Here is a 23,421-nt window from a genome sequence, read left to right as displayed (position 1 = left end):
CCGTACGGCTCAAAACGCACGTACCCAGGACGAAACCGGCGGGTGAAGCCGGCCGGGCATCATGCGCGCGCTTTTGCGGTCGCCGCCCGGCGGGGAATGGAAGACAGGTTGCTTCCGGAAACTTCCCGCGCCGGTATTACCCGGATCGGGTGCAAAGGGTCTCTCTCAGCCTCGCCGCCGCGGATCGGAATCACGCCGGCAGTGTGCGAAGCACCCCTGTTTCGTCGAAAGGCCATTAGACCATAAAACGCGCGACGGCCGCAAACCAGCGCCCCGACGCCCGCTGCAGCCTTCCCATGCCGTGGCGCTGCCGCTCGCATCGCTGATCCGCACCTTCTTTCGCGCCCTCGCTGCGGACGCGCGCGCCGCTCTGGCACAATGCCGTGACCAGCTGCCGCGCAGGTACGATGCGTACTACGCGGTACGGTGCGAACGGCGTACGGCGACGCGTATGGGAAGGCATCACGCTGCGCGCGACGGCGGTATCGAGGCAGACGTATCGAGGCAAACGTCGGGGCAGCTCCGGAACAACCCCAGGCCCCGGACGCGGACGGCGAAAATTAATTTCCGCTTAAGGGCGCGCCGCCAGAATCGGCGCTCGCCGGAACGGCCGGACGCCCGAGCGGGCGTGTCGGCCGGACTTCGGCAACCGGCAGTGAATCGGTAACACCCGGCAACACCCTGCAGCAACCGGCAGCGGACCAGCCATGGCACCACGGCGCGCAGATACGCAGTTCATCGCGCCACGGCCCGCCGCGACTCGGGCCGCCCGGACCGACGCACCGGATCGGCGCGTTGGGCCAGCACTTCATCAGGACGCTCATGACACCAAATACTTCCGCCAGCCCCGCGCTGCCGCCCGACGAAAAGGTCTCCGCCTGGAGCCTGATCAAGCCTTACTGGGTCTCCGAGGAACGCCTCGTTGCGTGGGGGCTGCTCATCACGATCGTCGTGATGAACCTGACCATCGTGGGCATCAACGTGCGCCTGAACCGCTGGAGCGCGGACTTCTACAACGCGCTGCAGGCCAAGAACGTGCACGATTTCCCGCACCTGCTGATGGTCTTCACCGGGCTCGCGTTCGCCTTCATCATCCTCGCGGTCTATCGGGGCTATCTGCGCCAGATGCTCGGTTTCCGCTGGCGCCAGTGGCTGACCACACGCTATCTGAACGAGTGGCTCAACGACAGCGCGTTCTACCGCATCGAGCGCGACCGTCTCGCCGACAACCCCGACCAGCGGATCAGCGACGACCTGCAATCGTTCGCGACCAGCACGCTGTCGCTGACGCTCGACCTGTTGTCCACCGTCGTCACGCTGGTGTCGTTCATCACGATCCTGTGGTCGCTGGCCGGCGCGCTGTCCATTTCACTCGGCGGCGTGCCGCTGCACATCCCCGGCTACATGGTGTGGGCCGCCGCGCTCTACGCGGTGATCGGCTCGCTGGTCACGCAGAAGGTCGGCCATCCGCTCGTGTCGATCAACTATCAGGCACAGAAAGTCGAGGCGGATTTCCGTTTCGGCCTGATCCGGCTGCGCGAGAACGCCGAGCAGATCGCGTTCTACAACGGCATGGAAACAGAGAAGACCAACGCGCACACGTTGTTCGGCCGCATCCGCGACAACTGGTGGCAGGTGATGAAGTACACCAAGCGCCTGACCTTCGTGCTGAGTTTCTACGGCCAGATCGCGATCATCTTCCCGATCGTGGTCGCCGCGCCGCGCTACTTCGCGGGCGCCTTCACGTTCGGCGTGCTGATGCAGATTTCGAGCGCGTTCGGCACCGTCAGCGATTCGTTCTCGTGGTTCATCAACAGTTATACGAGCCTCGTCGAATGGCGCGCGACCGTGAACCGGTTGCGCGAATTCAAGCGCATCATGCACGCGCCGCGTCTGAAGGAATCGGTGTCGCCGGCCACCGAGCACGGCGGCATCAACCTGCATTTCGTCGACGCCAACTCGCTCTCCACCGACAACCTCAAGCTCGCGCTGCCGAACGGCAACCCGTTGTCGAGCATCCGCGATATCGCGATCCGGCCGGGTTCGCGCTGGCTCGTGCGCGGTCCGTCGGGCGCCGGCAAGAGCACGCTGATGCGCGCGCTCGCGGGCCTGTGGCCGTTCGGCGACGGCTCGATCGACGCGCCGGTCAACGCGCGCATGATGTTCATCCCGCAGGTCAGCTACATGCCGATCGGCACGCTGAAGGCGGCGCTCGCGTATCCGTCGGCGGCGGATACGTATAGCGACGAAGAGTGCCGCGAAGCGCTCGTCGTCTGCCATCTGTCGGAATACGCGGACCGTCTGCAGGAATCGGCGCACTGGACCCGCGTGCTGTCGCCGGGCGAGCAGCAACGCTTCGCCGGCGCGCGCGTGCTGCTGCACAAGCCCGACTATCTGTTCCTCGACGAAGCGACCAGCGCGCTCGACGCGGACAACGAAGCGCGGCTCTATCGCCTGTTCACCGAGCGGCTGCCGAAGGCGGCGATCGTCAGCGTCGCGCATCGCGAATCGCTGGCGGCGTTCCACGACGAAACGCTCGACGTCGAACGCTCGCGCGAAGCGGTAGCCGCCTGAGCGGCGCGAGCGGCGCCGCAACGAGCACTGCGGCAAGCACCGCAGTAAGCACACTAGCAAGCGCCACAACAAGCGCCACAACAAGCACCGCAGCGAGCGACACCATGAGCGAACGCACCGGCGATCTCCCTCCCCCCGGCGCCGCCGGCAGCACGGCGGCTTCGGCAAACGGTGGCGCGAGCCGCGCCGTCCCACGCGTCGTGCTGATCACCGGCGCCGGTTCCGGCATCGGCGCGGCGCTGGCCCGCCGCCTCGCCGCACCGTCCACCTCCCTGATGCTGCATGCACGCGGCGCCGACGACGCCTCCCGGCAACGGCTCGTGCAGGTCGCCGCCGACTGCACGGCCAGCGGCGCGCGTTGCGCGACGGTGTTCGGCGACCTCGCCGAGCGCGGTGCGGCCGAGCACGTGGTCCATCAAACGCTCGCGAGTTTCGGCGCACTCGATCAACTGGTCGCGAACGCCGGGCACGCGCAGCGCCAAACGCTCGCCGCGCTCGACCCCGACAGTTTCAACGCCAGCTTCGCCGCGATGCCGGCCGCGTTCGCCGCACTGCTGCGTCGCGCGATGCCCGCGCTCGAAACCTCGAAGCGCGGCCGCGTGATCGCGTTGAGTTCGTTCGTCGCGCATCGCTATCGCGCGGATACGCCGTTCGCGGCGACGGCGGCCGCGAAGGCCGCGCTCGAATCGCTCGCGAAAACGGCGGCCGCCGAACTCGCGCCGCTCGGCGTGACCGTCAATTGCGTGGCCCCCGGCTATACGCTCAAGGATCGCGGCCCCAGTGCCGATAACACGGCAGTATGGGCACACGCGGTCGCCGCGACGCCACTCGGCCATGTCGCCGAACCCGCCGACGTCGCCGCGCTGATCGCGTTCCTGCTGTCCGACGAAGCGCGCCACATCACCGGCCAGGTGATCCATATCGACGGCGGTCTGACGCTCGGTTGAGCCGCCACGCCACGACACACCACACCACGCCTCGCTTCGCGCCGCAGGCAAGCCGGCGCAACATCCTGAAAGACACGCGAAGACTTCGAAAGCATTTGCGAAGCGGGCAAGCTGTTCCGCGCTTTGAAAATGTCCGGCGGAAGCGACGATAGTCGTGCGGGCTGCGCCATGCGCCAGCCCTCACGTCATTCACCGCAACCGCTCTTCGGACTCCTCGCCCATGTCATTCGCTCGCCGTTCCTCTCCTTTGTTCTCGCGCGTCGCGCTCGCCTGCGGCGCGGCACTGCTGTTGTCGAGCGTCGCCGACGCCGCGCAAACGGCCGCCCCGAATCAGCCCGCCGACATCTGCGCGGCACTCACGCAGATCGTCGACGCCAGCGATTTCCGCCACCTGCCGGACGAGAGCGCCGCGCAACTGCCGGGCGTCTCGACCGCCGACGATTGCCGCGCGAGCCCGCACGCGTACGACTGCCACTGGCGCGCGCACTGGCAAGCCGACGGCGCCGTCAACGATCCGCTCGAAGAACTCGGCGCCGACATCGCCGCGTGTTTTCCGCGCGTCGTGCACGACGTCAACACGCCGGTGCGCCAGCACTTCATCGTCACCACCGATACGCGTCGGGTGAACGTCACCGCAAGCGTGCAGGGGCCGAACGAACTGCGCCTGCGCGTGACCCGCTAAGCGCACGCAATCGCCGCTTCCGATGACTCGCCGCACTTGCCGCACTTGTCGACCACGACCGGGCGCTGACTCATGACTTCGTTGCCGACCCTGCGTGCATCTGCCGGCTTGCGTGCTTCCGAAGCCGAAGCGCAGCGGTCGTGCCGTTCTTGCGGTTCCACGCATGCGGTGAACGCCGGCGCGGCGTCGCGCAGCGCATCGCTATCGCTCATCGCGCGACGTCGTGGCGCGCGCGTCACGCTCGCTTGCGTCGCCGCCGCGCTGACGCTCAGCCTCGACGGCTGCGCGTGGACGCTGATCCAGGCCGCCGACGCCACCGGCTCCGTGATCCAGGCCGGCTATGCGATCGCGTCGAACTACTCGTCGCCGACCTTTGTCAACGGCCGGCCCGCGGATGTGCGGCACGTGTGCATCGAGGTGAACCCGACGGTGTCGGTCGGCGATTTCGTGCCGGCGCTGCAACTGGCGCTCGATAAGCGCGGCATTCATTCGGACGTCTACAACCCGGGCACTTCGCCTGCCGGTTGCGAGGCGCGACTCGTCTACAACGCCGCGATCGACTACGGCCGCCGCTCGTTCAGCGACGCGTCGATCCAGTACCTGTCGATCATCGATCTGACGCTGATCCAGGACGGCCGGATTCTGGTCACCGCGCGCTATCAGACCGGCGGCCTCAACACCGACCGCTTCTCGTCGGCATCGGTGAAACTCGGTGGGCTGATCGAGCGGATGGTCGTCGATCGAACCGATTTCGCGCGCCAGACCTCGCAGACGCTGCAAACTTCGCAGGCCTATCCGCCCAGCAACTAGGCAGCGGATCGTGCGGCGTCATTCCACCGAGCCCCCACCAACGGTGTCTCTCAACCCGGCGCGCACGCAACTTTCGCAGTCTTACTCCGGAAAGTATTCGAAAGCAGTGCGCGCTTTGCGCGGCTCGCGCGCATCACTAAGATGACCTGAATGAACCAGACCATTCTGATCGTCGACGACGATCCCGTCGTACGCAATCTTGTCAGCGATTATCTGCAGGGCCGCGGTTTCAAGGTCGCCACGCTCGAACACGGCCTCGCGCTGCAGCGCCGATTGCAGGAGGAACGTCCCGCGCTCATCGTGCTCGACATCATGATGCCGGAGCTCGACGGAATCAGCGCGCTGCGCGCGTTGCGCGTCGCCGGCGACGACATTCCCGTGATCCTGCTGACCGCGCGCGCCGATCCGATCGATCGCGTGATCGGCCTCGAACTCGGCGCCGACGATTATCTCGGCAAGCCGTTCGAGCCGAGCGAACTCGTCGCGCGCATCCGCACCGTGTTGCGGCGTCGCGGCGCGATTGCGCCAGGCGCACCGGAGCAGCGCGCGCCCTACCATTTCGGCCGCTTCGAAGTGAACTTCCCCGCGCGCGAACTGCGTCGCGACGGCGAACGCATCACGCTGCGCTCGAGCGAATTCGCCATACTGAAGGTGTTCGTCACGCACGCGATGACCGTGCTCACGCGCGCGCAACTGCTGGAAAAACTGCACGGCAATAGCGAAACGCACCGCAACCGCAGCCTCGACGTATCGATCTGGCGTTTGCGCCGGCTGATCGAAGTGGACCCGTCCGAGCCGCGCTACGTACAGACGGTGTGGGGACGCGGTTACGTATTCGTGCCCGACGGCGAAATCGGCGCGGCCGAGCGCGGGCTCGCGCCGCCGCTCAGTTAGCACGCTCAGTTAGCGCTCAGAACGTCAGCACGCTCAGAAACATGCGCTGCAGCCAGCCCATCGTCGTCGCGTCGCTCACCATGCCGACGCCTGCCTGCTCGATGCGCGCATTCGCGACCTTGCTCGACGCGACGTAGTTGCCTGCTTCGATATCCTTAGGATTGACGATGCCCGACAGCCGCAGACGATCGCGGTTGCCGCTCATCGCGATCACCTTCTCGCCGGACACCACCAGATTGCCGCCCGACACGGTGCCGATCACGGTCACCGCGAGCGTGCCCGTCATGCCGCTGATGTCGCTGACACTGCCCTGCCCTTTGTAGTCGGTGCTGGCTGAACCGATGTTGAACAGCCGCGCGAGGCGTGCGGCTGCGTTGGTCGACTGATCGGCGGCGGTCGCGGTAATGCTGCTCGCGCGGCTCGCCGACGCATTCGCGCTGTTGTTACCGCTATACGATTCGGCGAGACGAATGGTCAGCACGTCGCCGATATGCTGCGCACGCGGCGTTTCGTACAGCAGCAGCGGCGCACCGGCCTGATAGATCGCGCCTTGCGTGTTGACGTTCAGCGGCGCGGACGCGAGCGGCGGCGCCATCGGCGTATCGACGATCGAATCGGAGCGCGTGCTCGAACATGCAGCCAGACTGGCCACGAGCGCGGCGGCAAAACCGCCCTTGAAATTGAAAGCGCGCGCGGCACGCGGCGCGAGAGTGTGACGTAGCGCGATCAAGCTGGCTCCGTGGCGAAAAAGATGAAATGAAATCGACGCGCAACGGCGCTAGCGCCATCGTTGGCCGTGCGCGAACACCTGCGTCCGACGCTCAGTCCTGCCAGGCAATCGTCAGCCGGCATCGGTGCCGCTCGCCTGCCACTGCCGCACGACCGCCTTCATCCACGCATCGGAGCCCTTCAGCAGATACGTGAGCGTGCCGTTGCGGCTGCCGGGCAGAAAGCACAGCGTGATCGAACTGGCGGCGTTTTCCCACACGTACATCGGCATCGCACCGGGCGACGCCGCGTTGCGCGTCGCGAGATGCGGTGGCCCGTAGCGCTCTTCGAGCGCGTCGCGCAGATCCTCGGCGGTCAACTCGTCGATCACGAACGACATCTCGTACAGACGCAACGCGCCCTGCCCGTCGATACGCGCAAAGCGCAGCACATGCTCAAGCGCCGGCGCGCCATCGACCACCGCTTGCGACAGCGCCCAACGTTCGTCGTCGCGATGCGCCCAGCGGCACGCGACGCTCAGGCTGTCGCGCGACTTCAGCCGCATGCCGAGCGCACCGGCCTGCACGTCGGTCTCGCAGATCGGCACGCTGCCAAGCGGCGTCGCGCGCACCGTCGAACTCGCGCGGAATTCGTCGATCGTGGTGCCGAGCGCGACGCCGCGAAACGCGAACGGCGCGTCCGGCGAGCGCCGCGCGAAATTGGCGGAAGCGCTATTCGATGCCGCGTTGGCCGCCTTCGTCTCGCGCGCGACGGGTTGCGCCTGCGTGCTCAATGCAACGACGCCGAGCAGCGCCCATGTAGAAGCCATCCGGGTGAGCGTCATGATTCAATCGATCGCCGATGCGCACATGTCGAACGGAGTCGCCGCCGCATGACCGACGACCGGCAGCACCTTGAGCGTTGCCGACGTGACCCGGCACGGCAGCGCGGCGACGCCGCAACCGCCGAGCGGCAGCAGGGCCGCGCCGCACACGAGCCACCTCGCGGCACGCAGCCACGGTTCGGGAGTTCTTGCTAACGACACGCGAACCTCGCCGATTCACGCGGTAGTGTTGATCACATGACCGAGCAACCCGACGCCCGACACGTGCTGGCTGGCTTGCGGCTGCGTGGTGCCTTCGCGCGATGCCGTAGCGGTCTCGGCGTGACCTGAGCTAGTGGCCTTTTCCGTGGCCGGTGTAGCGGACGTGGCGGACGTTGCCGCCCGCGTGGAAAGGGACGTAGAAAATGGCGTGGAACTGAGCGTGTTCTGGATCGTCATGATGGGCCTCGCGGAGCGCGCATTCGTTGCGCGCCGGTGTCGATTGAACGCCGCACGCCGTGGTCCGATGCAACGAACCCGGAACCGGACTCAGACCCGGCATGCGGCGCGGCGTGCTGCAAACGAATGATCCCGCCGCGCACTTGCCGACGATGCGCGAAGCAGGCCGCGCTTTCGGCTGGTTGTTACGAAGCGTTCCGGGTGCTTGCAAGGGCTTTCCGCCGCTTTCCAGCTGTTGTCGTCGCGCGCCGCCATTGCCGCGCTTGATAGCCGTCACGCGGCAAGGCTCGCCGGCGCGCCGCGCGCTCGCGCCGGTTTCAGGGAGCCGAATAGAGCAGTGCTAAAGTAGGCGCTCGCTCTTCGCCGCGATGCTCGTGCGCGAGCCCGCCGACGCCGCGCCCACACCGTAAGCATCGGTAAGGAATCGCCCGGTCGTGTGCCGGGCGCACCAGTCTAGAATTTGGCCATGAATCCACAGGTCCTTATCGTCGACGACGATCCGGTCGTACGCGATCTGCTTTGCAAGTTTCTGCAATCGAACGGCTTCGATGCGTCCGTGCTGCACGACGGCACCCATCTGCAGCGTCGTCTCGAGCGCGAGCGCCCGTCGGTCGTCGTGCTCGACATCATGATGCCGAACACCGACGGCCTGCGTGCGCTCACCGCGCTGCGCGCCGCCGGCGACGACATCCCGGTGATCTTCGTGACCGCGCGCGGCACGGTGGCCGACCGCATCGTCGGACTATCGCTTGGCGCGGACGACTATCTGACCAAGCCGTTCGACCCGCGCGAGCTGCTCGCGCGCATCCAGACGGTGCTGCGCCGGCGCGGGCCGCCTACCACCAGCGCGCCCGAAGCCCGCAAGCGCTATCGCTTCGGCCCGTTCGAACTCGACTTCGCAACCCGCGCGCTAAGCCGCGACGACACCAAGCTGCCGCTGCGCGACAGCGAATTCGCGCTGCTGAAAATCTTCGTCAACAATCCGTACAAGGTGCTGTCGCGCGTGCTGATTCACGACCTCGTGCATCGCGACAACCTCGCGTTCCGCGACCGCAGCCTCGACGTGCCGATCTGGCGCCTGCGCCGCGTGATCGAGGACGATCCGTCCAACCCGTGCTACGTGCAGACGGTGCGCGGCAAGGGCTACGTGTTCGTGCCCGACGCGAACGGCACGCCGTTCGAGGACGACACTGCCCCGAGCGCATGAAAAATCCGCTGAACACGCTGTTCGGCAGAATGGCGTTACTGTCGGCGGCGGTGCTGTTCGCCATTCAGGCGAGCTGGTTCGTGCTGGTGGCGATGCAACCGCCGCGGCATGAAATCGACGGCTTCGCGCGCGGCATTCTGCTCGTGCTGCAGGCCATCAACGGCGAGCCAATCAAGGGGGCCGCGCTCGCGCCGGCGATGCGCGTGCATCTGGTGCCGACCTGGAACATGCCGACCAGCGTGCATCTGCGCGAGCCCAACGATCGGATGCTGGTGGAGCTGAGCCGGCATCTGCGCGAAAACCTGCCGCCCGGCACGCAGATCGCCGTCGACGATCTGCGTCCGCCGCAACTATGGGTGCTGTTTCCCGGCAAATCGAACTGGGTCGTCGTGCCGGTCGACGTCCCGCCGCCGCCGCGCTTTCTGATCGAAGCCGTCTCGATGCTGCTCGCCGCGCTGATCCTGTCGCTGTTCGCGGTGTGGCAGATGCAGCGGCCGCTGTCGCGCGTCGCCGATGCGTCGCGCGCGTTCGGCTCGGGCGGGCGGCCCGAACCGGTGCCGGTGCAAGGTCCGCGCGAATTGCGCGATCTGATCGGTTCGTTCAACGACATGATGCGGCGCCTGAACGAAGCCGGTGACGATCAGGCGGTGATGCTCGCTGGGGTCGCGCACGATCTGAAGGCGCCACTCACGCGCCTGAAACTGCGCGCGAGCGTGCTGGTCGACGAAAGCGAGCGCGCCGGCCTGATCCGCGACGTCGACTCGCTGACCAACATCGTCCAGCAGTTCCTCGAATTCGCGGGCCAGTCGGCGGATGCCGGGCCGCCCGTCGAGGTCGACGAGTTCCTGCGCGAGCAGTTCTCTTCCGGCGATCACGTCGATGTCGCCGACACGTCGGAAACCGCGGAAGCTTCGGAAACGGCAGAAGCCGCACAAACCGCCGACCCCGCCGAAACCCCACTGTTCGCGCTCGATCTGCGCGCCGGGCCGGCGTTCACGCTGCCGCGCACGCTGCTCGACCGGCTCGTGACGAACCTCGTCGACAACGCGCTCGAACACGGGATGCCGCCGGTGGAGATCACGACCGCGCGCAACGACCGTCACTGGATCATCGGCGTGCGCGACCACGGCGCCGGCATTCCCGACGACCGCATCGCCGCCGCGATGAAGCCGTTCGTGCGACTCGACGCCGCGCGCGGCGGTGAAGGCCATTGCGGACTCGGCCTCGCGATCGTCGCGCGGCTCGCGCACGATCGCGGCGGTCGCTGTCACGTGCGCAATCACGCGCGCGGCGGGCTCGACGTGCAGATCGAATTGCCGGTGGCGGCGGTGGAGACGTAACGAAAGGGGAAGGTGGCGACGGCGCGAGTCATCGCGAATGCGGCGCACGCGAACCACGCACGGTGTGCGGTAACGGTGCGAGTCGGTGGCAACGGTGACGGAAGTGGCCGAAGCGGCGGCAGTGGACACGTGGCGCGACGCACGCGCTTACCTGCCCTTACCGCAAGGACTCCCGCGATACGAGCGGCCTTATAGTCGTCCTCGGCAACCTCGATGCCGCCCTTCTCCGTCCGCCCGCACCTCTGGGGCGGACTTTTTTTGCGCGGCATCCAGCGCGACGTGTGAGCAAAAGAGAAAGAACGGCGCGGGAAGAACAACGAAAAAAGAACAGCGCCTCAACGCACGAGACGATTGTGCAGCGTATCGATCGTCGACTGCGACAGACCGAGGCCCAGCGTCAGATAGCCGACCATCGTGCCGTAGCTCGCCTGCACCTGATCGAAGCCCGCCTGCAGATAGTTTTCGTCGACCTTGAGCAACGGCGTCTCGACCGTCGCGACGGCCACGCCGTCCTGCGCGCGCAGCGTGGCGGTTCGCGCGGCGATCGATTGCGCGAGGTAGACGTTGCTCAGCAGATAGTCCTGCATGATCACGTCGAGCGGCACGTTGGCGATGCTGAGCAGCAGCGCCGCGACCCAGCCCGCGCGATCCTTGCCCGCGTTCGAATGGAATAGCTGCACGCCGCTACCGTCGGCGAGCGCGGTGAGCAGCGCGCCGTACGCGGCCCGCTGCGCGCCGCCCGTCACGTACGCGCGCGCCTGCGCCTGCATGAAGCCGACGGCGTCCGCGACCGTGTCGACGCTGGGCTCGGCGAAGTCGCTGGTGCCGAGCACGTTCAACGTGGACGACGATGCGCCGGCCGGCAGCACGTCGGCGGTACGCGCAATTTCGCCGGGCGTGCGCAGATCGTAGACCGACACGATGCCGAGCTTGTCGAGCGTCGCGGCGTCCGTGCCGCTCAGCGTCAATGCGTTCGCGCGATAGAACACGCCACGGCGCATCTGCTTGCCGTCGACGGTCAGATAGCCGGCGCCCGCGCCGCCGAGATCGCGGAAATTGCTGACCGACACGAGACGCGGCGTGTCCGACTGATCGGCCTCGAGACTGCCGCCGCACGCGGACAGCAAGGTGCTGCCGAAGCCCGCGGCCAGCAGCGCGCCGGCCGAGCTTGCCGTGCCCTTCAGGAACCGCCGCCGCGCCGCCGAGGTTGCGCCCGCAACGCCGGCGTCCGCGTGCACGGTCGTGCTCGCGGCCACGCGCAACGGCGAACGGAATTTCGCGGCTAAAGGCATCGGGACGGTATCGGGGACGGCAGGCGTAAGCCCAGATTAAGGGAAGGATTCAGGGCAGCCGGGGCTGCACGCGCAGTTTAACGTTCGCCGATAAGTTTTGCGTTACATCGTAGTAGTTGGTAAGGAAAAAAGAGGGCCGGTTTGGTCGGGCCGATACCGAGCTTTGCCGCCCGTTATCTCCCTTTGCGGCCCGTCACCGCCCATCACCGCCCGTTACGAAAGGCCTACGCGACTCGCGAAGCCGCTCCCTTATCAGCCATGCCCCGACTGCACCGCACCGCGATATTTCCCAACCGCCTTCCGTTCGCTTGCGTTTCCTTCGCGACTGTTACCGCGCCCCGCCATTTTTGACCACGGCTGGCCGCGCGGCATCAGGCGCCCTTAGAATACAAACGCCCTCCCATCGAGCCCCGCAGGCGAAAAAAACCTGGAGACCACAACAAAACATGTCTTCTCTCCAATGGTTCACCGAGCTGTCCTCCCGCGAGCGCCGCACGCTGTACGCCGGCTTCGGCGGTTATGCGATCGACGCGTTCGACTTCATGATCTACTCGTTCCTGATTCCGACGCTGATCGCGACGTGGGGAATGAGCAAAAGCGAAGCCGGCATGATCGCGACCAGCTCGCTGATTTCGTCGGCCATTGGCGGCTGGCTCGCCGGCATCCTTGCCGATCGCTACGGCCGCATCCGCGTGCTGCAATGGACCATCGCCACCTTCGCGATCTTCACGTTCCTGTCGGGCTTCACGCAGTCGTTCTGGCAGTTGCTGACCACACGCACGCTGCAAGGCCTCGGCTTCGGCGGCGAATGGTCGGTCGTGACGATCATGATGGCCGAGACGATCCGCTCGCCGCAGCATCGCGCGAAAGCGGTCGGCACCGTGCAGAGCAGCTGGTCGTTCGGCTGGGCGGCCGCGGCGATCGTCTACTGGGCGGCGTTCGCGCTGCTGCCGGAAGAGTACGCGTGGCGCGCGTGCTTCTGGGTCGGCCTGCTGCCCGCCGCGTGGATCATCTATATCCGCCGCAACGTCAGCGATCCGGAGATTTTCCTCGCGACGCGTCGCGCGCGCGAAAGCGGCTTCAACACGTCGCATTTCATGCAGATCTTCTCGGCCGCGCATCTGAAAACGACACTGCTCGGCAGCGCGCTGTGCAGCGGCATGCTCGGCGGCTACTACGCGATCACCACATGGCTGCCGACCTATCTGAAGACCGTGCGGCATCTGTCGGTGTTCAATACCAGCGGCTATCTGATCGTGCTGATCGTCGGCTCGTTCGCCGGTTACATCGTCGGCGCGATTCTGTGCGACCGGATCGGCCGGCGCGCGTCGTTCGTACTGTTCGCGATCGGCTCGTTCGTGCTCGGCATGGTCTACACGATGCTGCCGATCACCGACACGATGATGCTCGCGCTCGGCTTTCCGCTCGGCATCGTCGTGCAGGGGATTTTCGCGGGCATCGGCGCGTATCTGTCGGAGCTGTATCCGAACGAGATTCGCGGCTCGGGACAAGGCTTCTGCTACAACCTCGGACGCGGCGTCGGCTCGTTCTTTCCGATTCTCGTCGGCACGCTCGCACAGACGATGACGCTCGTGAAGGCGATGGGTATCGTCGCGGGCTCGGGCTATCTGCTGGTGATCGTCGCCGCGCTGTGCCTGCCTGAAACGAAAGGCAAGGTGCTCGGGGCGACCGGCTCCGCCGCCTGAGCGCCCGACCGCCTCCCGAACCGTAGCTCCACTACCACATGCAAACGATCGTTCTCGGCGGCGGCGTGATCGGCGTCGCCACGGCTTTTTACCTGTGCCAGCAAGGCTGCGACGTCACGCTGATCGAGCGCGAACCCGACGTCGCCCTGTCCACCAGTTTCGGCAACGCCGGCGTGATCGCGCCGGGCTATGTGACGCCGTGGGCCGCGCCCGGCATGCCGACCAAGATCCTCAAGTACCTGTTCAAGCCGGCCTCGCCGCTGATCTTCCGACCCACGCTCGATCCGGCCCAATGGCGCTGGATCGCGCGCTGGCTGCGCGAGTGCGAGCTCGAACGTTTTCGCGTCAACAAGCAGCGGATGCAGCGCATCGCTTACTACAGCCGCGCGTGTCTGCACGAATTCCGCGGCCACCATCCGTTCGATTACGGCCGCAGCCAGGGCTATCTGCAACTGTTTCGCAGCGCGTACGACGTCGAACTCGCACAGCCGGCGCTTGCGGTGCTGCGCGACGCGGGCATCGCGCATCGGGAAGTCAGCGCCGCGCAGTGCGCGGTGATCGAGCCGGGGCTGCGCTGGGCTGCCCAGCCGCCGTTCTCCGGCCTCTACCTGCCCGACGACGAAGCCGGCGACTGCGCGCGCTTCACCCGCGAACTGCGCGCGATCTGCGAGCGCAACGGCGTGCGCTTTCGCTTCGACACGCGCGTCACGTCGCTCGATGTCGAAGGCGCGACGGTGCGTGGCGTGCGCATTCGCAGCGAACGCGGCGACGAGACCTTGCGCGCGGATGCGGTGGTGGTCGCGCTTGGCGTCGATAGCGCGGCACTGCTCGCGCCGCTCGGCGTGAAGGTGCCGCTCTATCCGGTCAAGGGCTACTCGGCGACGCTGCCCGTCATCGATGAAGAAAAAGCGCCGCGCGCCGCGTTGATGGACGAGTCGCTGAAGACGGCGATCACGCGCTTCGGCAACAACCTGCGCATCGCGGGCACGGCGGAGTTGGGCAATCGCGAAACCACGCTGCGCGAGCAGGCGCTGCAAACGCTGCTGAAGGTGCTGCGCGACTGGTTCCCGCACGCGACCAATCCGGACTCCGCGCACTTCTGGGTCGGCCGCCGACCGATGACGCCCGATGGCGCGCCGCTGCTCGGCCCGTCCGGCATCGAGAATCTCTGGCTGAACCTCGGGCACGGCTCGACGGGCTGGGCGATGTCGATGGGTTCGGGGCGGGTGGTCGCGGATCTGATCGCGCAACGTCAACCCGAAATCGATCTCGATGGGCTGACGCTCGCGCGTTACGGAAAATAAGCGGGCAACGGCTCGCGCGAGCAGCCGCTCACGCACCGCTCGTGGGCCGCTCATGCATCGCTCACAGCCCGCCCCCACAGCCTGCACCGGCCATAAAAAAACCGGGCTGCCTTCTCAGGCCAGCCCGGTTTCTTTTTCTACAGCTTCGCTCTACCGCTATCAGTGCCTACATTGGACACCTTGTCGTCTCCACGCCTTCCTGCAAAAAACGTGAGCGGCCGGCGCGAGCCGGCCTGAAGACGCTTAACGCGGCAGTTCCGAATGACCCATCAGGAACGCGTCGACCGAACGTGCGCACTGACGGCCTTCGCGGATCGCCCACACCACCAGTGACTGGCCGCGGCGCATATCGCCCGCCGTGAAGACCTTGTCCACCGACGTGTAGTACGCCTTGTCGCCTTCGGTCGCGGCGCGCACGTTGCCGCGCGCATCCTTGTCGACGCCGAACGCTTCGAGCACCGGCGAGACCGGCTGCGTGAAGCCCATCGCCAGCAGCACCAGATCGGCCTTCATTTCGAATTCCGAGTTCGGCACTTCGACCATCTTGCCGTCCTTCCATTCGACGCGCGCGGCGATCAGCTTCTCGACCTTGCCGTTCTTGCCTTCGAGGCGCTTGGTCGCGACCGCCCAATCGCGCTCGCAGCCCTCTTCATGCGACGACGACGTGCGCAGCTTGATCGGCCAGTACGGCCACACGAGCGGCTTGTTCTCTTCTTCCGGCGGCTGCGGCAGCAGTTCGAACTGCGTGACGCTCTTCGCGCCGTGACGATTCGACGTGCCGACGCAGTCCGAACCCGTATCGCCGCCGCCGATCACGACGACGTGCTTGCCCTTCGCGAGCAACTGGTTCGTCAGCTTGTCGCCGGCGTTGACCTTGTTCTGCTGCGGCAGGAATTCCATCGCGTAGTACACGCCTTCGAGCTCGCGGCCCGGCACCGGCAGATCGCGCGGCGTTTCCGAACCGCCAGCGATCACGACCGCATCGAACTGTTCGTTCAGCTCGGCCGGCGTGATGGTTTCCTTCGCCGTGTTGCCGATGTACGCCGGCAGCGAATCCGGCTTGCCGATGAACACGTTGGTGCGGAACGTCACGCCTTCCGCTTCCATCTGGCGCATGCGGCGGTCGATCTGCCACTTCTCCAGCTTGAAGTCGGGGATGCCGTAACGCAGCAGGCCGCCGATGCGGTCGTTCTTCTCGAACACCGTCACGTCATGACCGGCGCGCGCGAGCTGCTGCGCGGCCGCGAGACCCGCGGGGCCCGAACCGACCACGGCGACCTTCTTGCCGGTCTTGTGCTTCGGCGTTTGCGGCTCGACCCAACCTTCGGTCCAGGCTTTATCGATGATTGCGTGCTCGATCGACTTGATGCCGACCGGGTCGTTGTTGATGCCGAGCGTGCACGCCGCTTCGCACGGTGCCGGGCAGATGCGGCCCGTGAACTCGGGGAAGTTGTTGGTCGAGTGCAGCACCTCGATCGCGCTCTTCCAGTCCTGACGGAACACCAGGTCGTTGAAGTCCGGGATGATGTTGTTGACCGGGCAGCCGTTGTTGCAGAACGGGATGCCGCAGTCCATGCAACGTGCGCCTTGAATCTTCGCTTCGTCGTCGGTCAGTGCCGCGACGAATTCCTTGTAGTGCTTCACACGCGTGAGCGGAGCTTCGTACGTCTCGTGGCGACGTTCGAACTCGAGAAAACCGGTTGCCTTGCCCATGTGGTTCTCTTCTCTATCTGTATCGAGGGGTAATCTGGACCCGCCGCGCGTCGACTGTTCGAGACGCGGCGGGTACGGCTAAATGCGACTTCCGTGACGGCGGCTTAAGCGGCAAGCACTTCCTTGCTCGCCTTCTTCGCGGCGAGTTCGCCGAGCGCACGCTTGTATTCGGTCGGGAACACCTTCACGAACTGACGGCGAGACGCGTCCCAGTTTTCCAGCAGCGCCTTCGCGCGCGGCGAACCGGTGAACTGGAAGTGACGCTCGATGAGACCGCGCAGCAGCGCTTCGTCGGTCGTCGCGCAGTGCCACAGGCCCTTGTCGACCGTGCGTTCCTGTTCGGCCTGTTGCAGCACCGGCTCGAGCGCGACCATCGACTTGTTGCACTTGCCCGCGAACGTGCCGTCCGGATCGAACACATACGCGACGCCGCCCGACATGCCGGCCGCGAAGTTCCGGCCGGTTTCGCCGAGCACCACCACCGTGCCGCCCGTCATGTATTCGCAACCGTGGTCGCCGGTACCTTCGACAACCGCCGTCGCGCCCGAGTTACGCACGCAGAAACGCTCGCCCGCGACGCCGCGGAAGAACGACTCGCCTTCGATCGCGCCGTACATCACCGTGTTACCACAGATGATGTTCTCTTCGGACTTGCCGCGGAAATCGTTGGTCGGACGGATGATGATGCGGCCGCCCGACAGGCCCTTGCCGACGTAGTCGTTGCCGTCGCCGACCAGATCCAGCGTCACGCCCTTCGCGAGGAACGCGCCGAAGCTCTGACCCGCGGTGCCCTTCAGCTGGATGTGGATCGCGTCGTCAGCCAGACCGTCGTGACCGTACTTCTTCGCGATCGTGCCCGACAGCATCGCACCGACCGTACGGTTGACGTTGCGCACCGGCTGGATGAACGACACGTGCTCGCCCTTCTCGATCGCGGCCTTCGCCTTCTCGATCAGCGTGTGATCGAGCGCGCGGTCCAGACCGTGGTCCTGCACGTCGACGTGCTTGCGCGCGACTTCGGCCGGCACTTGCGGCTGATAGAACACGCGCGAGAAGTCGAGACCCTTCGCCTTCCAGTGCTCGACGCCCTTCTTCGTGTCGAGCAGTTCGGCTCGGCCGATCAGGTCGTCGAACTTGCGGATACCGAGTTGCGCCATGATTTCGCGCGCTTCTTCCGCGACGAAGAAGAAGAAGTTCACCACGTGTTCCGGCTGGCCCTGGAACTTCGCACGCAGCACCGGATCTTGCGTCGCGACGCCGACCGGGCAGGTGTTCAGATGGCACTTGCGCATCATGATGCAGCCTTCGACGACGAGCGGTGCCGTCGCGAAGCCGAATTCGTCCGCGCCGAGCAGCGCGCCGATCACGACGTCGCGGCCGGTCTTCATCTGACCGTCGGCCTGCACGCGGATGCGGCCGCGCAGCTGGTTCAGCACCAGGGTCTGCTGCGTTTCCGCGAGACCCAGTTCCCACGGCGTGCCCGCATGCTTGACCGACGACAGCGGCGACGCGCCGGTGCCGCCGTCATGACCGGCGATCACGACGTGGTCGGCCTTCGCCTTCGCGACACCCGCGGCAACCGTACCGACGCCCGACTCCGACACCAGCTTCACCGAGATGCTCGACGACGCGTTCACGTTCTTCAGATCGTGAATCAGCTGCGCCAGATCTTCGATCGAGTAGATGTCGTGGTGCGGCGGCGGCGAGATCAGGCCGACGCCCGGCACCGAGTAACGCAGCTTGCCGATGTAGTCCGACACCTTGTGGCCCGGCAGCTGACCGCCTTCGCCCGGCTTCGCGCCCTGCGCCATCTTGATCTGGATCTGATCGGCCGACGCGAGGTACTCCGCCGTCACGCCGAAGCGGCCCGACGCGACCTGCTTGATGCGCGAGCGCAGCGAATCGCCTTCCTTCAGCGGAATGTCGACGATCACTTCGTCGCCGATCACGGACTTCATCGTGTCGCCGTTCTTGATCGGAATGCCGCGCAGTTCGTTGCGGTAACGGTTCGCGTCTTCGCCGCCTTCACCGGTGTTCGACTTGCCGCCGATGCGGTTCATCGCGACGGCGAGCGTGGCGTGCGCTTCGGTGCTGATCGAGCCCATCGACATCGCGCCGGTCGCGAAACGCTTGACGATGTCCTTCGCCGATTCGACTTCGTCGAGCGGAATCGCCTTGGCCGGATCGATCCTGAATTCGAACAGGCCGCGGAAGGTCATGTGACGCTTGGTCTGATCGTTGATCAGATGCGCGTATTCCTTGTACGTCTGGTACGAGTTGCTGCGTGCCGAGTGCTGCAGCTTGGCGATCGCATCCGGCGTCCACATGTGTTCTTCGCCGCGCACGCGGTACGCGTATTCGCCGCCCGCGTCGAGCATGTTCGCGAGGATCGGGTTATCGCCGAACGCATCGCGATGCAGACGGATCGCTTCTTCCGCGACGTCGAACAGGCCAATGCCGCCGACCTTCGACGAGGTGCCGTAGAAGTACTTTTGCACCAGATCCGAGGCGAGACCGACCGCTTCGAAAATCTGCGCGCCGGTGTACGACATGTAGGTCGAAATGCCCATCTTCGACATGACCTTCTGCAGGCCCTTGCCGACTGCCTTGGTGAAGTTGTAGACCGCCTTCTCCGCCGACAGGTCGCCCTTCAGGCCGGCCGCGAGCTGGCCGAGCGTTTCCATCGCGAGGTACGGGTGCACGGCTTCCGCGCCGTAGCCCGCGAGCAGCGCGAAATGGTGCGTCTCACGCGCCGAGCCGGTTTCGACGACCAGACCCGTGCTCGTGCGCAGACCTTGCTGCACGAGGTGCGTGTGGATCGCGGCGGTAGCGAGCAGCGCCGGAATCGCGACGTTGTCGCGGTCGGTCTTGCGGTCCGACACGATCAGCATGTTGTAGCCGGACTTGACCGCATCGACGGCTTCCGCGCACAGCGACGCGAGGCGCGCTTCGATGCCTTCCTTGCCCCAGGCGACCGGATAGCAGATGTTCAGTTCGTACGAGCTGAACTTGCCGCCGGTGTACTGATCGATCGCGCGGATCTTCGCGATGTCCTTGAAGTCGAGCACCGGCTGCGACACTTCGAGACGCATCGGCGGGTTGATGTTGTTGGTGTCGAGCAGGTTCGGCTTCGGGCCGATGAACGACACGAGCGACATCACCATGTTTTCACGGATCGGGTCGATCGGCGGGTTCGTGACCTGCGCGAACAGCTGCTTGAAGTAGTGGTACAGCGTCTTGTTCTTGTTGGACATGACCGCGAGCGGCGAGTCGTTGCCCATCGAGCCGACCGCTTCTTCGCCGGCTTGCGCCATCGGCGCCATCAGGAACTTGAGGTCTTCCTGGGTGTAGCCGAACGCCTGCTGACGATCCAGCAGCGCAGCGGCTTCGCGGCGTTCGGTCGCGACGTCTTCGGCCTTCGGCTCGATCTCGTCGAGCTTGATGCGCACGGCGTCGATCCAGCTCTTGTACGGCTTGGCGTTCGCGAGGTTGTCTTTCAGTTCCTTGTCGTCGATGATGCGGCCGTGTTCCATGTCGATCAGGAACATCTTGCCCGGCTGCAGACGCCACTTCTTGACGATCTTCGATTCGGGGATCGGCAGCGTGCCGGCTTCCGACGCCATGATGACGAGGTCGTCGTCCGTGACGATGTAGCGCGCCGGACGCAGACCGTTACGGTCGAGCGTCGCGCCGATCTGACGGCCGTCGGTGAACGCGATCGCGGCGGGACCGTCCCACGGCTCCATCATCGCGGCGTGGTATTCGTAGAACGCTTTGCGGTTCTCGTCCATCAGCGTGTGCTGTTCCCAGGCTTCCGGGATCATCATCATCATTGCGTGGACGAGCGGGTAGCCGGCCATCACCAGCAACTCGAGACAGTTGTCGAACGATGCCGTATCCGACTGGCCCGGGTAGATCAGCGGCCACAGCTTCGGCAGGTCGTCGCCGAGCACGTGCGAAGCGATCGCGCCGGTCCGCGCGTTCAGCCAGTTGACGTTGCCCTTCACCGTGTTAATTTCACCGTTGTGGGCGATCATCCGGTACGGGTGAGCCAGTTCCCACGCCGGGAACGTGTTGGTCGAGAAGCGCTGGTGCACGAGCGCGAGCGCCGAGACGACACGCTCGTCCTGCAGGTCGCGGTAGTACACGCCGACCTGGCCGGCCAGCAGCAGACCCTTGTAGACGACCGTGCGCGCCGAGCACGACGGCACGAAGTATTCCTTGCCGTGCTTGAGCTTGAGCGCCTGAATACGGTGGCTCGCGGTCTTGCGGATCACGTACAGCTTCCGTTCGAGCGCGTCGGTCACCATGATGTCCTTGCCGCGGCCGATAAAGATCTGGCGGATCAGCGGCTCGCTCGCCTTGACGGTCGGCGAAATCGGCATGGTGTGGTCGACCGGCACGTCGCGCCAGCCCAGCACGACCTGGCCTTCGGCCTTCACCGTACGTTCGAGCTCCTGCTCGCAGGCGAGGCGCGACGCGTGTTCCTTCGGCAGGAACACCATACCGACGCCGTATTCGCCGTAGGGCGGCAACGTCACGCCCTGCTTGGCCATTTCGTCGCGATAGAAGCCGTCCGGGATCTGGATCAGGATGCCCGCGCCGTCGCCCATCAGCGGATCGGCGCCGACGGCGCCCCGGTGGTCGAGGTTTTCGAGAATCTTCAGGCCCTGCTGGATGATCTCGTGGCTCTTCTGACCCTTGATGTGAGCGACGAAGCCGACGCCGCACGCGTCATGCTCGTTCTGCGGGTCGTACAGACCTTGGGCGGCGGGAACCGGGTGAATCGGTTGCTGGTGATCGTTCATGGGGACACCGTCTGTGAGGGGCCGGACAGGCCGTTAAAACCGTTTTTCTATTGCCGCAGTGCGTATTGCAACCGCGACGACGCTGTGCCCGCAGCGGGACTGCGAGTATCAAAAAGCGTCGGAAATCGGAATATACGCGACGAATCAATGGAATAGCAAATAAAACCTGATTATCGAACCCCATTTATCAAAATGGTGCATTGCGGCTTATTTTTATTAGTGCCATATCAAAATGGGGCAAAAGAAAACGGCATACGCGATGCCGTCTTCATGCAGCCCCTTGATGCGAAACGCTAATTTCGAATTTAGCGTCGCTCTATTGGGTGTGCGGTGTTTCCCGTATCTTGCGCGGCCGACCCCGCGGCAGCGGCGAAACACGCCGGTTTGCGGCCCGCGCCGCCCACTCCCGATAGGTGTCGCTGCCGAGTACCCAGCCCTTCAACGTGGCCTGCTGGAGTTGGCTGGCTTCGCGCTCGTCGAGCGGCTGCTCGCATAGCTCACGGTACGCGCGCTGCCGCTCGAACGGCGTATTGCCGAGCGACCAGTAGAGGGGATGATCGGTAATGAGGCTGTCGAGGGTAAGACCGATGTGATGCCGGTAACTCGACCAGCGATAATCCTCCGGCGCATTGACCAGCTGCGCGCGCACCGGGCACATCTCGACCACGCGACTCGCCAGCAGGAAGTAACGCTCGCCTTCGATCACGGTGGCGCGATAGCGGCCTTCCCACAAGGTGCCGCGACGCGCGTAGCGCCGGTTGAAATGCGCGACGTAGCGTCGGCCGACTGCCTGCATCGCCTTGGGCAGACTCGACTCCTCGGTGGGCGTGACGAGCAGTTGCACGGCGCCCGGCATCAACGCATAAGCGTGAATCGAAAGATGGTGATCCCGCGACGCCGCCTTCAGACAGTCGATGAAAAGCTCGTAGTCCTGGTCGTCGACGAAAGCGGGCTGCTGGTCCAGCCCGCGAAGGATGACGTGCTGCGGCTGGTCGGGGACATAAAGACGTGCAAGCCGTGCCATGCTGGAGTGTCCAAATAGTCAGTCGCGTTGGTATATACCCGAAGGTCCGAAGAACCGCATGCGCTCAAGGTTCCGCGCCAAGCGGGCAAGCCAGAAACCGCGCGGTGCTTAGGGAGAAAACTCTAACCGCCGCGTATGGTTTGTTTCAAACGTTGTAGTCATAATGAGCGGGCCTTTTTTGGAGGAGCACATATGAAATTAAAACAGGCCGTATCGGGGATGGCGGTGTTAGCCTGCATGAGCACGGCAGCGCATGCGCAATCGGCCGGCAGTTTCTACGTCACGACAGGCTGGTTCCATCTTGCGCCGCAATCGAGCAGCGACCCGCTAACGGTGACCAGCATCGGGGGGACCCCAACTCATATCACCGAACCTAACACCGGCGCTTCACTGAGTTCGGCCGACACCATCGGTTTCACTGCCGGTTACTTCATTACCGACCACATCGCCACCGAGTTCGTGCTGGGCTACCCGCCTTCTTTCGACCTCTACGGCACGGGCAATCTCGAGCAGTTCGGCAAAATCGGTCAGGCAAAACAGTGGAGCCCGACTCTGCTGTTCAAGTACTACTTCAATGCTCCCACCGCTGCGTTCCGGCCGTATCTCGGCGTCGGTGTGAGCCGCATCTGGTTCACGGACGAAAAGATCACCAACGGCGCATTCGAAGCCAACGTTCTGCATGGTCCGACCAGTGTCACGACGGATAGTTCGTGGGAACCGGTGTTTAATGCAGGCTTCACTTACGCGTTCAACCAGCACTGGTTCGCCGGCGTATCGATCTCCTACCTGCCGCTCAGCACCACCGCGAAACTGAACTCGGCATCGACCACGCCGGTCGGCACGCTGAACGTGCAATCGCAAACCAAGATCAAGCTGAACCCGATCGTCACCTACGTCAACATCGGTTACCGTTTCTAACGCTTCGCATTACCAGGGAGCTTAAATTAGGGTAGTCGAATTTTCGCGGGCTGCAACGCCGTCATCGAGTCGATGGCGGCGTTTTCATTTGTGCTGCCAGCCGGCGGCCCATGTGCTACGCGCCTTTGTAAATTTGACTCGGGTCGGGCCTGCGCCCGTGCAATATCTGCTGACGATAAATGCGTCGTCATTGAGCTGTCGAGCGTGCCCTC

At 65.1% G+C, this 23,421-nt stretch carries 18 protein-coding genes and 1 riboswitch; of the genes, 10 read left to right on the top strand and 8 right to left on the bottom strand.

Annotation, left to right across the window (positions count from 1 at the left end; genetic code table 11):
• Positions 1-105: 105 nt before the first annotated feature.
• Positions 106-228, bottom strand: a riboswitch (TPP riboswitch).
• A 594-nt stretch (positions 229-822) separates the two neighbouring features.
• From HHL14_RS23520 to HHL14_RS23500, 5 genes are all read left to right on the top strand, one after another.
• Positions 823-2,574 (top strand): ABC transporter ATP-binding protein/permease, encoded by a 1,752-nt coding sequence (locus HHL14_RS23520; RefSeq protein ID WP_169499984.1) that lies wholly within the window; start codon positions 823-825, stop codon positions 2,572-2,574.
• Positions 2,575-2,678: 104 nt separating this feature from the next.
• On the top strand, positions 2,679-3,521 hold the full coding sequence (locus HHL14_RS23515) for an SDR family NAD(P)-dependent oxidoreductase (RefSeq protein ID WP_230413169.1): 843 nt from the start codon (positions 2,679-2,681) through the stop codon (positions 3,519-3,521).
• 220 nt (positions 3,522-3,741) lie between these two features.
• Positions 3,742-4,203, top strand: coding sequence for a hypothetical protein (locus HHL14_RS23510; protein WP_169499983.1), 462 nt, complete (start codon positions 3,742-3,744; stop codon positions 4,201-4,203).
• 210 nt (positions 4,204-4,413) lie between these two features.
• Positions 4,414-5,013, top strand: a complete 600-nt coding sequence (locus HHL14_RS23505) for a hypothetical protein (RefSeq protein ID WP_169500076.1) — start codon at positions 4,414-4,416, stop codon at positions 5,011-5,013.
• A 150-nt stretch (positions 5,014-5,163) separates the two neighbouring features.
• Entirely contained in the window at positions 5,164-5,907 is a 744-nt protein-coding gene (locus HHL14_RS23500) for a response regulator (RefSeq protein WP_169499982.1), read from the top strand.
• Between the two features lie 16 nt (positions 5,908-5,923).
• On the opposite strand, the gene HHL14_RS23495 is transcribed toward HHL14_RS23500, so the two are convergent.
• The 4 genes from HHL14_RS23495 to HHL14_RS23480 all read right to left on the bottom strand — a co-directional run bounded on the left by HHL14_RS23495 (position 5,924) and on the right by HHL14_RS23480 (position 8,174).
• Positions 5,924-6,559: a flagellar basal body L-ring protein FlgH gene (locus HHL14_RS23495; RefSeq protein ID WP_169500075.1), complete on the bottom strand. Its 636-nt coding sequence runs from the start codon at positions 6,557-6,559 to the stop codon at positions 5,924-5,926.
• A 189-nt stretch (positions 6,560-6,748) separates the two neighbouring features.
• Entirely contained in the window at positions 6,749-7,459 is a 711-nt protein-coding gene (locus HHL14_RS23490; RefSeq protein WP_169499981.1) for a hypothetical protein, read from the bottom strand.
• Between the two features lie 3 nt (positions 7,460-7,462).
• Positions 7,463-7,660 carry a DUF6726 family protein gene (locus tag HHL14_RS23485; protein WP_169499933.1) on the bottom strand — a complete coding sequence of 66 codons (198 nt, stop codon included), beginning with the start codon at positions 7,658-7,660 and terminating at the stop codon, positions 7,463-7,465.
• Positions 7,661-7,790: 130 nt separating this feature from the next.
• Positions 7,791-8,174, bottom strand: coding sequence for a hypothetical protein (locus HHL14_RS23480; protein WP_169499980.1), 384 nt, complete (start codon positions 8,172-8,174; stop codon positions 7,791-7,793).
• 189 nt (positions 8,175-8,363) lie between these two features.
• On the opposite strand from HHL14_RS23480, the gene HHL14_RS23475 reads away from it, so the two are divergent.
• Together HHL14_RS23475 and HHL14_RS23470 are read left to right on the top strand one after the other, a co-directional pair.
• Positions 8,364-9,104 carry a response regulator gene (locus tag HHL14_RS23475; RefSeq protein WP_169499979.1) on the top strand — a complete coding sequence of 247 codons (741 nt, stop codon included), beginning with the start codon at positions 8,364-8,366 and terminating at the stop codon, positions 9,102-9,104.
• Positions 9,101-10,444, top strand: a complete 1,344-nt coding sequence (locus HHL14_RS23470) for an ATP-binding protein (protein ID WP_169499978.1) — start codon at positions 9,101-9,103, stop codon at positions 10,442-10,444. The genes HHL14_RS23475 and HHL14_RS23470 overlap by 4 nt, the downstream gene beginning before the upstream one ends.
• Positions 10,445-10,779: 335 nt before the next feature.
• Here HHL14_RS23470 and HHL14_RS23465 read toward each other — a convergent pair whose 3' ends face one another.
• Positions 10,780-11,736, bottom strand: coding sequence for a tyrosine-protein phosphatase (locus HHL14_RS23465; protein WP_169499977.1), 957 nt, complete (start codon positions 11,734-11,736; stop codon positions 10,780-10,782).
• Between the two features lie 446 nt (positions 11,737-12,182).
• Here HHL14_RS23465 and HHL14_RS23460 point away from each other — a divergent pair, with 446 nt between their 5' ends.
• Positions 12,183-13,442, top strand: coding sequence for an MFS transporter (locus HHL14_RS23460; protein WP_169499976.1), 1,260 nt, complete (start codon positions 12,183-12,185; stop codon positions 13,440-13,442).
• Between the two features lie 38 nt (positions 13,443-13,480).
• Positions 13,481-14,746, top strand: a complete 1,266-nt coding sequence (locus tag HHL14_RS23455) for a D-amino acid dehydrogenase (RefSeq protein WP_169499975.1) — start codon at positions 13,481-13,483, stop codon at positions 14,744-14,746.
• 243 nt (positions 14,747-14,989) lie between these two features.
• On the opposite strand, the gene HHL14_RS23450 is transcribed toward HHL14_RS23455, so the two are convergent.
• The 3 genes from HHL14_RS23450 to HHL14_RS23440 all read right to left on the bottom strand — a co-directional run bounded on the left by HHL14_RS23450 (position 14,990) and on the right by HHL14_RS23440 (position 22,291).
• Positions 14,990-16,459 (bottom strand): glutamate synthase subunit beta, encoded by a 1,470-nt coding sequence (locus tag HHL14_RS23450; protein WP_169499974.1) that lies wholly within the window; start codon positions 16,457-16,459, stop codon positions 14,990-14,992.
• A 104-nt stretch (positions 16,460-16,563) separates the two neighbouring features.
• Positions 16,564-21,267, bottom strand: a complete 4,704-nt coding sequence (locus tag HHL14_RS23445; protein ID WP_169499973.1) for a glutamate synthase-related protein — start codon at positions 21,265-21,267, stop codon at positions 16,564-16,566.
• Positions 21,268-21,583: 316 nt separating this feature from the next.
• Positions 21,584-22,291: a transposase gene (locus HHL14_RS23440; RefSeq protein ID WP_169499972.1), complete on the bottom strand. Its 708-nt coding sequence runs from the start codon at positions 22,289-22,291 to the stop codon at positions 21,584-21,586.
• A 192-nt stretch (positions 22,292-22,483) separates the two neighbouring features.
• On the opposite strand from HHL14_RS23440, the gene HHL14_RS23435 reads away from it, so the two are divergent.
• Entirely contained in the window at positions 22,484-23,209 is a 726-nt protein-coding gene (locus tag HHL14_RS23435; RefSeq protein ID WP_169499971.1) for an OmpW/AlkL family protein, read from the top strand.
• Positions 23,210-23,421: the final 212 nt, after the last annotated feature.

Source organism: Paraburkholderia antibiotica, assembly GCF_012927125.1.
GTDB classification, from domain to species: Bacteria; Pseudomonadota; Gammaproteobacteria; order Burkholderiales; family Burkholderiaceae; genus Paraburkholderia; species Paraburkholderia antibiotica.
The sequence above is the reverse complement of the archived record's forward strand: the minus strand, read 5'-3'. Positions and strand labels throughout refer to the sequence as shown.

Bases quoted from the DNA above. Each gene is read 5' to 3' on its own strand.
- HHL14_RS23520 (WP_169499984.1), top strand. From the start codon at position 823: ATGACACCAAATACTTCCGCCAGCCCCGCGCTGCCGCCCGACGAAAAG.
- HHL14_RS23445 (WP_169499973.1), bottom strand. From the start codon at position 21,267: ATGAACGATCACCAGCAACCGATTCACCCGGTTCCCGCCGCCCAAGGT.
- HHL14_RS23450 (WP_169499974.1), bottom strand. From the start codon at position 16,459: ATGGGCAAGGCAACCGGTTTTCTCGAGTTCGAACGTCGCCACGAGACG.
- HHL14_RS23490 (WP_169499981.1), bottom strand. From the start codon at position 7,459: ATGACGCTCACCCGGATGGCTTCTACATGGGCGCTGCTCGGCGTCGTT.
- HHL14_RS23440 (WP_169499972.1), bottom strand. From the start codon at position 22,291: ATGGCACGGCTTGCACGTCTTTATGTCCCCGACCAGCCGCAGCACGTC.
- HHL14_RS23465 (WP_169499977.1), bottom strand. From the start codon at position 11,736: ATGCCTTTAGCCGCGAAATTCCGTTCGCCGTTGCGCGTGGCCGCGAGC.
- HHL14_RS23475 (WP_169499979.1), top strand. From the start codon at position 8,364: ATGAATCCACAGGTCCTTATCGTCGACGACGATCCGGTCGTACGCGAT.
- HHL14_RS23510 (WP_169499983.1), top strand. From the start codon at position 3,742: ATGTCATTCGCTCGCCGTTCCTCTCCTTTGTTCTCGCGCGTCGCGCTC.
- HHL14_RS23460 (WP_169499976.1), top strand. From the start codon at position 12,183: ATGTCTTCTCTCCAATGGTTCACCGAGCTGTCCTCCCGCGAGCGCCGC.
- HHL14_RS23470 (WP_169499978.1), top strand. From the start codon at position 9,101: ATGAAAAATCCGCTGAACACGCTGTTCGGCAGAATGGCGTTACTGTCG.
- HHL14_RS23455 (WP_169499975.1), top strand. From the start codon at position 13,481: ATGCAAACGATCGTTCTCGGCGGCGGCGTGATCGGCGTCGCCACGGCT.
- HHL14_RS23515 (WP_230413169.1), top strand. From the start codon at position 2,679: ATGAGCGAACGCACCGGCGATCTCCCTCCCCCCGGCGCCGCCGGCAGC.
- HHL14_RS23500 (WP_169499982.1), top strand. From the start codon at position 5,164: ATGAACCAGACCATTCTGATCGTCGACGACGATCCCGTCGTACGCAAT.
- HHL14_RS23435 (WP_169499971.1), top strand. From the start codon at position 22,484: ATGAAATTAAAACAGGCCGTATCGGGGATGGCGGTGTTAGCCTGCATG.